This window comes from Ferruginibacter sp. (assembly GCF_028288465.1).
GTDB lineage: Bacteria > Bacteroidota > Bacteroidia > Chitinophagales > Chitinophagaceae > Ferruginibacter.
Genome location: NZ_JAQBNR010000068.1, coordinates 1 through 12,848 on the forward strand (window position 1 = coordinate 1; position 12,848 = coordinate 12,848).

The 12,848-nt window shown below is 41.6% G+C and carries 6 protein-coding genes; all 6 read left to right on the plus strand.

Annotated elements, in window-relative coordinates:
- Positions 1-335: 335 nt before the first annotated feature.
- The gene (locus JWR61_RS25105; RefSeq protein ID WP_301930414.1) at positions 336-2,795 is read left to right on the plus strand and encodes an ABC transporter permease; all 2,460 of its coding nucleotides are present in this window, start codon (positions 336-338) and stop codon (positions 2,793-2,795) included.
- Between the two features lie 88 nt (positions 2,796-2,883).
- A complete protein-coding gene (locus JWR61_RS25110; RefSeq protein ID WP_301930415.1) occupies positions 2,884-5,268 on the plus strand; it encodes an ABC transporter permease in 2,385 nt (794 codons plus the stop codon).
- 114 nt (positions 5,269-5,382) lie between these two features.
- Positions 5,383-7,761 (plus strand): ABC transporter permease, encoded by a 2,379-nt coding sequence (locus tag JWR61_RS25115; protein WP_301930416.1) that lies wholly within the window; start codon positions 5,383-5,385, stop codon positions 7,759-7,761.
- Between the two features lie 424 nt (positions 7,762-8,185).
- The gene (locus JWR61_RS25120) at positions 8,186-10,609 is read left to right on the plus strand and encodes an ABC transporter permease (RefSeq protein WP_301930417.1); all 2,424 of its coding nucleotides are present in this window, start codon (positions 8,186-8,188) and stop codon (positions 10,607-10,609) included.
- Positions 10,610-10,748: 139 nt separating this feature from the next.
- Positions 10,749-11,354, plus strand: a complete 606-nt coding sequence (locus JWR61_RS25125; protein ID WP_301930418.1) for a VanZ family protein — start codon at positions 10,749-10,751, stop codon at positions 11,352-11,354.
- 418 nt (positions 11,355-11,772) lie between these two features.
- Positions 11,773-12,816, plus strand: coding sequence for a hypothetical protein (locus JWR61_RS25130; RefSeq protein WP_301930419.1), 1,044 nt, complete (start codon positions 11,773-11,775; stop codon positions 12,814-12,816).
- Positions 12,817-12,848 lie beyond the last annotated feature (32 nt).

Genomic DNA, 12,848 nt, shown 5'->3' on the forward strand with positions numbered 1-12,848 from the left:
GATAGAAACAGATTTACCGGATATGGGTTATACTTTTTTTATCCGTGCACATCGTTGAAATTCGAGTCGTTCGTCTTCCAATCCACCGCTGTAGTGTTATCCGTCAATATCCGTTAAAGCTGCATAATCAGCGTACCCATTAAAATTCATTCACATCCGTCAAAGTCAGCATCACCCGTGTTCCCATTCACCGATGTACGGAATCAGACATTAACTGTCCGCTATCGTACACCTTTCTTTGATGGTCACTCTATGATCCTTTACTAGCAAGGGTTTTAGCGTGGCATGGCTGTTGTGATAAGTGTGCAGCAGTAGTAAACATATCCAACCAAACCATGATTAAGAACTATTTCAAAATAGCCTGGCGTAATTTATCCCGCAATAAGGGATTTGCAATCGTAAATATCACAGGGCTTGCCGCAGGCATTGCCGTTTGTATGATGATTTTCATTATCATACAATTTCAAACCAGCTACGATAATTTTCATGTAAAAAAAGATCGCATTTACCGGGTGTTGACGGAATCTCATCACGCAGACGCATCCACGATTACTTATGGAAAAAATGTTCCTTTTCCAATGCCCGCAGCCCTGAAAACGGAATTCCCTCAATTGGAAGAAGTGGCGCCGGTGTATGCCAGCCACAATGATGAATTACAGGTAACAGATGCTAACGGAACAGGTGTAAAAAACTTCAAAGAACAAAGCGGCGTATTTTATACATCGCCGGCTTTTTTTAAGATGTTTAATTTTCCGCTGCTTGCCGGTTCATATGAATCATTAAAAGATCCGGACAATGTTTTGCTCACCAAAGAAGTGGCAGAAAATTATTTCGGCGATTGGAAAACTGCTGTCGGAAAAGTCATTAAAATAAAAGGTTATTACAGCATGGGCGCTGGATTGTTTCAGTTCCCGGCAACGCCGCTGAAGGTCTCCGGTATTCTCGCTACAATACCTGCCAACACTGACTTCCAACTCAAATTAGTGGTTGCTTATGGAACAGATTTTACAGGCGACAAAAAATACGGTTTTGATCAACCGCTTTGGAACCAGTCAGCGCCCGATTTTGGTTGTTATACAATGCTGCCGCAAAATATGTCTGCTGACAATTTCAATCAGCAATTGAGCGCATTCGCTAAAAAAGTGCAGTCTGCCGACGGTAAGGATAATTATGTGCTGCAACCAATCAGTGCGGTGCATTACGATGCTGCCGCAGGTAATTACAGCGGCAAAATAATCAGCCACCAACTCATCAATGTACTATGGCTGATTGCAGCATTCATATTATTGATAGCGTGTGTAAATTTCATCAACCTATCCACTGCGCAAGCCGTCAATCGTGCCAAAGAAGTGGGCGTAAGAAAAGTGATGGGCACCAATAAATCGCAACTGCAAATTCAATTTATTGTTGAAACATTTTTAATAGTAACCGTTGCTGTAATACTGGCAACAGGCATTACAATTTTTGCGTTGCCTTACGTAAATCAATTACTGGAATTATCGCTTGCCTTCAACATCCTGAACAACCCGACAGTCATTTTATTTTTGTTGATGTTGGCCATTGTGGTAACCGCACTGGCGGGTTTTTATCCTTCCATTGTGTTATCCCGTTTCAATCCTGTAACCGCATTAAAGAGTAAACAAAGCGCCAATACCAACGGTGGCATTTCCCTTAGAAGAGGATTGGTAGTATTTCAATTCATCATTGCACAGGCACTGATTATTGGCACACTCACCATTGTACAGCAAATGAATTATTTTATGAAACAGCCGCTGGGCTTCGATCAGGAGGCCATCGTAAATGTTGCATTTCGTGCAGACAGTACCGGTGGCAAGATGACTGACTATTTAAAACAGCAGTTATTATCAAACGGTATACAGGCCGTCAGCTTCAGCTCCAACACACCTGTTGAAGACAATAACAACATGTTTAGCAATTTCAAATTTGACCATGCAGCGAAAGATGCAGACTTCCAGGCGATCACCAAATTCGCGGACGAAGATTATGTGCCGACCTATAAATTACAAGTTGTTGCCGGAAGAAATTTACAGCCTTCGGGATGGACGAGAGAATTTTTAGTGAATGAATCATTCGTAAAAAGATTAGGGTTTAAAAAACCGGAAGACATATTGAACAAAGAGGTCAGCATAATGGGAGGCTTAATAAAATGTCCTGTTGTGGGTGTATTGAAAGATTTTAACAACAGGTCGTTGCGACAGGATTTGTCTCCATTGCTCATTGCCACCAACTCAACAATGTACCGGCAGGCTTCCATAAAATTGTCTACCACAAACATTGCTTCTTCCATGCAAGCCATCAAAAAGATATGGGAGACAACATTGCCAAACCAGGTATATGACTACAGGTTTCTGGATGATAAAATTGAAAGCTTTTACAAGCAGGAAAGCCAGTTAGCACAGTTGTATAAAATCTTTGCGGCCATCGCTATATTCCTTAGCTGTCTTGGTTTATACGGACTAGCCTCCTTCATGGCGGTGCAGCGCACAAAAGAAGTAGGCATCCGCAAAGTGCTTGGTGCATCAGAAGGAAGCATTGTGTATTTGTTTTCAAAAGAGTTTATCATGCTGGTGATCATTGCATTTATAATAGCATCGGCGGTTGCCTGGTATTTTATGCACAACTGGTTACAGAATTATCCGTACCGCATCAGCCTTAGCTGGTGGATGTTCATACTCGCGGGTGCCGGCACCATGCTGATCACCCTGATGACGGTAAGTTTCCAGGCGATCAAAGCAGCCATTGTTAACCCGATAAAAAGTTTAAAAGCAGATTAATTAATGGATAATTGATACTGCAAATACTGCAAACTAATTGAAGTCGTCAAATTACGCCCGTTAGGGAATGCTTACAAAACTTAAAACTATGTTTAAAAATTATTTATCACTCGCAGTAAAAAATTTCAGGAAACAAAAATTGTTTTCGCTGATTAACATTCTTGGGTTAACTATTGGCATTACCTGTTGCCTCATGATTTTTCTTTTTATCATGAATGAATTCAGTTATGATAATTTTCATAAAAATGGAAAAGATATTTACCGGGTAATGCGGGTGAGTAACATGAATGGCGTTACCCGGCAGATACCTTATCTGTCACCACCGTACGCGACTGCGCTGAAGAATGATTATCCCGATGCCATTAAAAATTCTTTGCGTGTATCGCCGGACAATGACCTGGTGACTTATAAAGAGGTTTCGTTTAACGAGAAAAAGATTTATCTCACCGACAGCAATTTCTTCCAGTTTTTTAATTTTCATTTGTTAAAAGGAGATCCTGCGACCGTGCTGAATAATCCACAGAGTATTGTGATGACGGCATCTGCGGCTAAAAAATATTTTGGTGATGAAGAACCTATTGGCAAAGTAGTTGAGCTGAACAAAAAATTAAAATTAACCGTGACAGGTGTTGCTGCCGATGTGCCGGTGAATTCTCACCTCGACTTCGATATGGTGGTGCCAATATCCAACTGGCGCAATGAACAGTGGTTTAATCAATGGCCCTCCAACAGTTTGTTTGTGTACGTGCAGCTGAACCCTGAAGTTAATCCAGCTAAGCTGATAAGTCTTTTCCCTGATTTTATGGAAAAATACATGGGTAAGTTTTACAGGGAAAATGGTTTTAAAACAAGCCTTACCATTAACCCGCTCAATGGTATTTATTTTGAAGGTGAATCGCCATTCGACAATGTAAAACATGGCAGTAAAAAGATGGTCTACATCTTCATGAGCATTGCTATTTTAATATTGCTGATCGCCTGTATTAACTTTATGAACCTGGCAACAGCAAGGGCATCCGACCGGTCGAAAGAAGTTGGATTACGAAAAGTGTTGGGTGCTGTAAAAGGCCAACTGGCCACGCAATTTTTATTTGAATCGTTGCTGTTTGCTGTGCTGGCTGCATTGCTTGCAGTTGCGCTGTTACAATTGTTAATGCCTGCCTATAATAATTTTCTTGGCTACCAGTTGCCGCCTTATTATAAAGATGCCCGTTTCTATGTTTTCATTGCAGGTGTTATTCTTGTAGTAGGTGTATTGGCCGGCAGTTATCCCGCTTTACTGCTGCCCTCTTTTTCTCCCATTGAATCCCTCAAAGGAAAATTGAAGGTCGGTAAGCAAGGTGCTTTTTTCAGGAAGGCGCTGGTTGTTTTTCAATTCGCTATTTCGGTATTGCTTATCATTAGCGTAACGATTGTGATGAATCAAATGCATTATGTAAAAAGTACTGACCTTGGTTTTAATAAAGAACAGACGATGATTGTGCGCATAGACAATGGTAAAATTTATGACAACAAACAGCTTTTTAAAAACCAGCTGCAGGGAGATCCATCGGTAAGCAACGTGTCTTTAATGTCGGGAGAGCCCGGCGGCTTTCATGATAGTTATGGTTTTGAAGCAGAAGGAAAACCTGATGAAAAGTTAAGTCTCAATACCGAGTTTGCGGATTTTGAATATGTAAAAACGCTGGGTCTTAAAATCATTGCTGGCAGGGATTTTTCCTCCTCCTTTCCAACAGATTCAACCGATGCTGTTATCATTAATGAATCTGCCGCGGCAAAACTGGGCTATTCGCCGGAACAGGCCATCGGCAAATGGGTAAAAAATATTTCGCAGGACAGCCTGCGCCGTACCATCGTTGGTGTTGTAAAAGATTATCATTTTACCTCCCTTAAAGAGCCCATCAATCCGCTGGTAATATCAACCAAAGCGGGCGACCGGCGGCTTGCTTTGGTGCAATTAAAAACAGCTGAACTTTCACCGGCGATCAACCGCATCAAAAAAATGTATTCCGCCGCTGCACCTGATTATCCTTTTGAATATACTTTTCTGGATGAAAAATTCAACCAGCTCTATAAGTCAGAAGTAAGACAGGAAACACTCTTAAGCATCTTCTCCATTATTGCAGTTTGTATCGCCTGCCTGGGTTTATTCGGACTGGCATCTTTCACTGCAGTAAAAAGAACAAAAGAAATCGGTATCAGAAAAGTGGTGGGCTCTTCGGTTCAAAAAATTGTATTGCTCTTATCAAAAGACTTGCTGAAGCCGGTGCTCATTGGAACGCTCATAGCAGTACCCGCCGGCTATTACATCATGCACAAATGGCTGGAAGGTTTTGCCTACCGCATTGCTATCAGCTGGTGGCAGTTTGCCATCGCTTCACTGATCGCAGTAGCAATAGCCTTTGTAACGGTAAGTTACCAGGCAATAAAAGCAGCGGTAGCCAACCCGGTTAAAAGCCTGAAAGCAGAATAGGATTTAATGGATAATTGATAATGCAGAATCTGCGAATAAAGTTGAAGTATTCAAATTACCCTCCGCCGCGGCGGAGATGGGGGCAAAACATCTAAATGCCTGAAAAGCTAAGCTATGATAAAAAATTATTTCAAAATTGCGTGGCGCAATCTCTGGCGCAGTAAAGGGTTTTCTTTGATTAACATTGCGGGTTTGGCTATCGGCATGGCTGCTGCAATACTTATTTTGCTGTGGATACAAGATGAACTTAGCTACGATGATTTTCATAAAAACAAAGACAGGATTTACGAGGTATGGAATCGTTATCCATCTGATGGTAAACTTGAGTGTGATAATGGTGTGTCTGCACCACTGGCCGGCGTATTAGAAAAAGACCTGCCAGAGGTAGAACGTGCAGTAAGGGTAATGAGTAACAACGGTGTTCTTTTTTCAGTGGGCGATAAAAAATTAATGAAATCCGGGAGCATGGTGGATACAGGTTTCCTGCAAATGTTCAGCTTTCCGCTGATAGCGGGCAACGCGGCCACAGCGTTAAACGATATGCATTCTATTGTGCTTACGGAAACAACTGCTAAAAGTTTGTTTGGTAATGAGGAGGCCCTGGGTAAGGTTGTAAGGCTTAAAAATGAAGAGGACTTTGCAGTAACTGGCGTACTAAAAGACTTACCCAAAAACTCCCGCTTCGATTTTGAGTTTTTAATATCCATGTCCAATTTAAAATACAGGCCGGGACAAGATTTGGGCTGGAACGATAACAGCACACCCACTTATGTGCTGCTGAAACCCAATGCAACGTATGCTTCTGTTGCTCCTAAAATAAAAGTGCTTAAACAGCAATACAGCGATGAAGCAAAAAAGATAAAATGGGAGCTTTTTCTTTACCCGATGGATCGTTGGCGTTTATATTCAAGCTTCACCAATGGTGTTGAAGACAACGGTGGCCGCAGCACATTCGTAAAATTATTTGGTATCATAGCGGGGTTAATATTATTAATTGCCTGCATCAATTTTATGAACCTCAGTACCGCACGCAGTGAAAAAAGAGCGAAAGAGGTAGGTATACGAAAAGCTGTGGGTGCTCAGAAAATGTCTCTCATCAGCCAGTTTATAGGGGAGTCTGTTTTTATCGCCTTGCTGGCTGGTATTGTAGCTATCGTTATTGTTCAGGTAAGCCTTCCGGGCTACAACCAGCTTACTGATAAAAAACTATCCATCAACTTTGGCAATATCTATACATGGATTTCATTTACAGGATTTATTCTCTTCACTGGTTTGTTAGCTGGCAGTTATCCTGCATTCTTTCTTTCCTCTTTCCAAACCGTTAAAGTATTAAAGGGTACATTCAAAAAAGCAAATGCGATTGTAACACCAAGAAAAGCATTGGTTGTATTGCAGTTTACATTTGCCACCATTCTTATTATCTGCACTATTATCATAAAACAACAGATGGACTATGCCCGTGACCGTGCCACCGGGTATAACAAAGACAACCTTGTGTATCATTTTATGACGGGTGATATACAGAAGAATTTTGCACTGATAAAAAATGAATTGCTTGCATCGGGTGTTGCTAAATCTATTACCAAAACTAACTCGCCGCTTACTGAAAGATGGAGTGATGGATGGGGACAAAATTGGGAAGGAAAAGACCCGAATGATAAAACATCTTTCGACCGGTTAGTAGCTGATGAAGGATTGGGTGTTACTGCAGGTTTACAATTTATACAAGGCCGTGATTTCGATTTAAAACAATTTCCTACTGATTCAACAGGTCTGATCATAAACGAATCATCCCTGAAAGTAATGAAGTTTAAAGATCCGATTGGTAAAATAGTAAGCGACCTGGGCATTGACTGGCATATTGTGGGAGTCATTAAAGATTTTATTCTTACCAGCCCTTATGAACCAACAAGGCCCATATTGATATGTGGTGGAAAAAGCAGCTTTATGAGTTTCAACGTGATGCAGATAAAACTAAACGGGAATAATTCTACTACGAAAAATCTGGAAACAGCAGGAACTATTTTCAAAAAATACAACCCGGAATATCCGTTTGAATTTAAATTCGTAGACGAGGACTATGCAAAGAAATTCGATAATGAACAACGTCAGGGAACTTTGGCCGCATTGTTTGCAGGGCTTACCATTTTCATTTCATGTCTTGGGTTATTTGGTCTTGCTACTTATATGGCTAAAAACAGGATAAAGGAAATAGGGGTACGAAAAGTATTGGGTGCTTCCGTAACCGGGATCACCACATTGTTATCAAAAGATTTTGTAACACTGGTAATTATTTCACTCATTATTGCATCGCCCACTGCCTGGTTTTTTATGAGTAAATGGCTGGGCGCTTTTTCGTACCGCATCCATATTCATTGGTGGGTATTTGCACTGGCAGGTTTTTTATCAATCATCATCTCTCTGATGACAGTGAGTTTTCAGGCTATTAAAGCTGCATTGGCTAACCCGGTAAAAAGTTTAAAAGCAGACTAGGTTTTAATGGATAATTATTTAGTGGATAATTGATAATGCAGAGCCTGCGGATAAAATTGAGGTATTCAAATTACCCGCCTTTAGGGGATGGGGGCAGCTTTCCCGGATTTGTTTTTATCCGTTTTCTTATCCGTACACATCTGATAGAATCTGCGTAATCAGCGTATCTATTAAAATTCGTGTGCATCTGTCTGATCAGTGTCATCTGTGTTCCATCTAAAATCTGCGGCCATCCGACCAAATCCGTGTCATCCGCGTTCCATCCTCCGCACACCCATCCTACGTTGTACGGAATCAGACATTGACTGTCCGCAATCGTACACCTTTTAGCGTCCGCCATTTCACAATCCTTTACTGGCAAGGGTTTTAGCGTGGCATGGCTGTTGTAAGCAATGATTGCAGTAAACATCTATACAACCACACCATGATAAAAAATTATTTTAAGATCGCCTGGCGAAACCTCCGGAGAAATAAAGCCTTCTCTGCCATCAATATTTTTGGGCTGGCCATTGGTATTGCCACCTGTTTAATCATTATGCTTTTTGTAAATAATGAGTTGAGTTTCGACCGTTACAATACAAAGGCAGACCGCATCTTTGCTGTTTCCTTCCAGGGAAATATCCAGGGAGAAAAGATGAACGAAGGAACAGTAATGCCACCGGTAGCACAAACATTAAAAACGGATTATCCTGAAGTGGAAGCATCCACCCGCTTACGCAATTTCGGCAATCCTAAAATTACGGTTGGTAACAAGTCTTTTAAAGAAGATGCCTTTGCTTTTGTTGACGCTAATTTTTTCCAGGTGTTTACTTTGCCGTTGATTGCAGGAGATGAAGCAACAGCCTTACGCGAACCCAATACGGTGGTGCTTACAAAAGCAATGGCACGTAAATATTTTGGTGATGAAGACCCGATAGGAAAAGTCATCACTTTAAATGGCGATAAAAATACACCGCTTAAAGTAACCGGGATGATCAACGAAGTGCCGGTGAATTCCAATTTTCATTTTGAAATTTTTGCTTCCATGTCGGATCTGCAAGAAGCGGGCGTAGATGATTGGATGAGATCTAATTTTCACACCTACCTGTTACTGGCCAAGAATTATGATTATAAAAAGCTGGAAGCAAAATTACCACAGGTGGTAGATAAATATATTGGCCCCCAAATGCTGAAAGCCATGGGAACCAGCCTTACTGACTTCAGGAAAAAAGGCAACGACCTCAGCTTTCATTTAAAACCAATCACCGCCATTCACCTGGACCCTGATTATCCCAACGAAATGAGCCCGGCGGGTGATGTGCGCAACGTGTATATTTTTGGCGCCATTGCGGTTTTCATGCTGCTGATAGCCTGTATTAATTTTATGAATCTTTCAACAGCCGGAGCATCCAAACGTGCCCGTGAAGTAGGGATCCGCAAAGTACTGGGTTCATTAAAATCAGAACTGGTAAAACAGTTTTTGTTTGAATCCATCATCATTTGCGCTATCGCATTATTACTGGCTATTACCTTCATTTACACGGCCTTACCCGTCTTCAATAATTTAACCGGGCAAAGCCTGAGCCTGCGCTTTGCAGATCATCCGTTTTTGCTGCCAGGCCTGGTTTTGTTTGTATTGTTTACGGGCGTACTGGCTGGAAGTTATCCCGCATTTTATCTCTCGTCATTTAAACCAATCGCTGTATTAAAAGGAAAATTTATCAACGGTAAAAAAGGGCTTGGTTTAAGAGGCAGTTTGGTAGTATTCCAGTTTTTTATTTCCATCATTTTGGCGGTAGGTACCACAGTGGTTTTTAAACAGCTTTATTTTTTGCAGCATAAAGATATCGGCTACAACAAAGACCAGGTGCTCATCATACCCAACGTATGGACGCTTGGAAAAAACCAGGAAACATTCTATCAGCAACTGGTGAATGACAGCCGCGTGGCGAGTGTGAGTGGCTCAGGCTATTTACCAGCGGGGCCAAGCGACAACAACAATTTCTTTGTATCGCCTCAACAGAATCCTGGGCAAATGATTAAAACTTTGCGATATGATGTGGATGAAAATTATATCGCTACGTTGGGCATTCACCTGCAAGCCGGCAGAAATTTTTCAAAAGATTTTTCTACTGATTCATCTGCTGTTATATTGAATGAAACAGCCGCTAAAGTAATGGGCTGGGAGAAAGGCGCCGTAGGACAGAACATTTTATACAGCAACAACAAAGGCGAAAAAATTAATTATCATGTGATAGGCGTAGTGAAGGACTTTAATTTCAAATCATTGCATGAACGTATTTCTCCATTGGTAATGTCTTACGCACCTAACCACGGCACGTTGATTGCAAAATTGAAAACTACAGATGTGGCAGGCTTAACCAATATGCTGGCGAAACGCTGGTTAGAACTGGGTTCAGAAGATCCTTTAAGCTATTCTTTTTTAGACGATCGTTTTAACAATACCTATAAAGGCGAACAAAAAATCGGAATCATCCTCGGCATTTTTGCAGGCCTTACTATTTTGGTTGCTTGTCTTGGGTTGTTTGGTCTGGCCATGTTTACAGCACAACAACGCACCAAAGAAATCGGCGTACGAAAAGTACTGGGCGCCAGCGTACTGGAAGTAACCAATATGCTCTCCAAAGAATTTTTAAAACTGGTGCTTATCGCCTGCATCATTGCATTTCCGCTGGCGTGGTGGGCCATGCACAAATGGCTGCAGGATTTTGCATACCAGACAACCATCAGCTGGTGGGTATTTGCCGGAGCAGGCATTGCTGCCTCGTTGATTGCTTTGTCGACCGTAAGTTTCCAGGCCGTGAAAGCGGCGTTGGTGAACCCGGTGAAGAGTTTGAAAGCGGAGTAGGTAATGGATAATTGATAATGGGTTAATGGATAATTAAAAATGCAGTAACTGCAAATGCAATAAACTATCAAAATTACCCCATTTCGGGGATGGGGATTTAAAATGTAGCAATTGCTCAATAACCAATGATAAAATTGTAATGAACAATAACCTGGAAGCTGTGAAGAAACATTTAGTAGCAACCTTACTGCTCATCGCTTATAGTCTGCTGCTGATTAAGATAATGGTGTTTAAAGATCTGCCGATCATAAGGATTGGACCGCTGATGTTTAGGTTTGGAGGAACGCATGATGGGCCGGCGAACCTGGTGCCATTCAAGACTATTTTGCTTTACCTGTTTGGCGGACAGGGATTGATTATCGGGGGCCTTAATATTGTTGGAAACATTGTGTTGCTTGTGCCAGTCGGATTTCTTCTTCCCCTGATTTTTAGGAACATAACATGGAAGAAAATGCTGGCCATTGCTGTTGCAAGTGGTTTGTTGATTGAAGGAATGCAGGTGGTGTTGCACGTGGGCATATTTGATATCGATGATGTAATACTGAATGGGTTGGGTGTTATGGTTGGCTACTGGACGTTTTTGATTTTGATGAATTGGATGCGTTCAGGGAAATTTAAGACGGTTGTTTTTGCAGCACTAATAGTAATTATTGTTGCGGGTGTTTTGGTGTATGCATTTTATCCGAAGGGGCAACCTCCAAAAGATTTCGGACCGGGTGTTAAAAGGAATGTTCGATTGGTGTGAGCATTTGTGGATCAGGGAAAAAACAAATGATGTCTGATGGCGGATGTCTGCTGGCTGATTTTTTTTGGTTTGAACAGTATTGGTTTGTTGGAGATTATTTTTTTAAAAGAAATTGATTGAGCTGTAACAAATAAGATGGATAAACGTAAAGCTTCACGAAGCCTGCCAACCATTGATTTTTACTGGCGAAGACTGAACGGAAACTAAGCCCCGTCAGCGGTTATAAACCCTGACGGCGGCTGAAAGGTAGGAACGAAATTTTAGAAGTTGAACTATTGAGGAAGCGAATAAACCTGAAATTGAAAACACGTTGCCTAAAGCTGAACAGTACAAGAGGGCGACGCAACGATGATCCACAGTGCATCTTAGCCCGGACAAAAAATAAATACATTCTTTAAAACATAAAAAACAACACAACATGAAACGAATATTGCTGATTTTATTGGTAAGCTGCAGCTGCAGCATGGCATGGGCACAAAAGGAGTATGAAACACCATATTCAACCAAATCGCTGGCCGGGCAACATGTAAGCGAAGTAGAAGCTACTACATCTGGCGGCAATGTTTCGGTGGAAAGCGTAGGAGCGGGCCAGGAAAAAATTGAGGTGTTTATCTGGCCTTCCAACAGAAACAAAGGCGCTTCTGTTTCAAAAGAAGAGATACAAAAAAGACTGGATGAATACTATGATTTATCCGTTGAGGTTGCTGGCAATAAATTAACGGCCACCGCAAAACCCAGGCGTCAGAATATGAACTGGAAAAATGGGTTGTCTATTTCGTTCAGGATTTATACCAATAAAAATATTGTCACACACCTTACCACCAGCGGCGGAAACATCAACCTGAAAGCCATTACAGGTCAGCAACGGGTGACTACCAGCGGAGGAAATATTAACATCGACAACGTAAAGGGGAAATTAAAAGGTACTACAAGTGGTGGTAATATTGATGTAAAAGATTCGGACGATGATATTGATTTAACCACCAGTGGTGGCAATATTGAAGCCAATAATTGTACCGGCAAAGTAGAGCTTTCTACATCGGGCGGCGATTTGAGACTGGTGAATTTAAATGGTGATATTAAGGCAACTACCAGCGGCGGCAATGTACGGGCCAATGATATAAAAGGTGATCTGAATGCCCATACATCGGGCGGCAATGTTGATATGGCAGGCCTTGCATGCAACCTTACAACCGGCACGAGTGGCGGCGATATAAAAGTGGCCATCACAACAGCCGGCAAGTTTATAAAGATCGGCAACAGCGGCGGTAAAATTGATCTGCAACTGCCCGCCGGTAAAGGTTATGATATGGATTTAAGTGCGGATAAAATTAAAGCGGATGACCTGGGAAATTTTAAGGGAAAGATTGATGAGAAAGAAATCAACGGCCAGGTAAATGGCGGTGGTACTCAGGTAAAAGTAAATGCCAATAGTGGTAAACTGGTGCTGACTTTTAAATAGCAGATGGATTGGATGATCTACGGGTGATAAGT

What these genes read in the sequence shown, in the direction of transcription:
- JWR61_RS25110 (WP_301930415.1), top strand. Translation starts at nt 2,884, where the DNA reads ATGTTTAAAAATTATTTATCACTCGCAGTAAAAAATTTCAGGAAACAA.
- JWR61_RS25105 (WP_301930414.1), top strand. Translation starts at nt 336, where the DNA reads ATGATTAAGAACTATTTCAAAATAGCCTGGCGTAATTTATCCCGCAAT.
- JWR61_RS25125 (WP_301930418.1), top strand. Translation starts at nt 10,749, where the DNA reads ATGAACAATAACCTGGAAGCTGTGAAGAAACATTTAGTAGCAACCTTA.
- JWR61_RS25130 (WP_301930419.1), top strand. Translation starts at nt 11,773, where the DNA reads ATGAAACGAATATTGCTGATTTTATTGGTAAGCTGCAGCTGCAGCATG.
- JWR61_RS25115 (WP_301930416.1), top strand. Translation starts at nt 5,383, where the DNA reads ATGATAAAAAATTATTTCAAAATTGCGTGGCGCAATCTCTGGCGCAGT.
- JWR61_RS25120 (WP_301930417.1), top strand. Translation starts at nt 8,186, where the DNA reads ATGATAAAAAATTATTTTAAGATCGCCTGGCGAAACCTCCGGAGAAAT.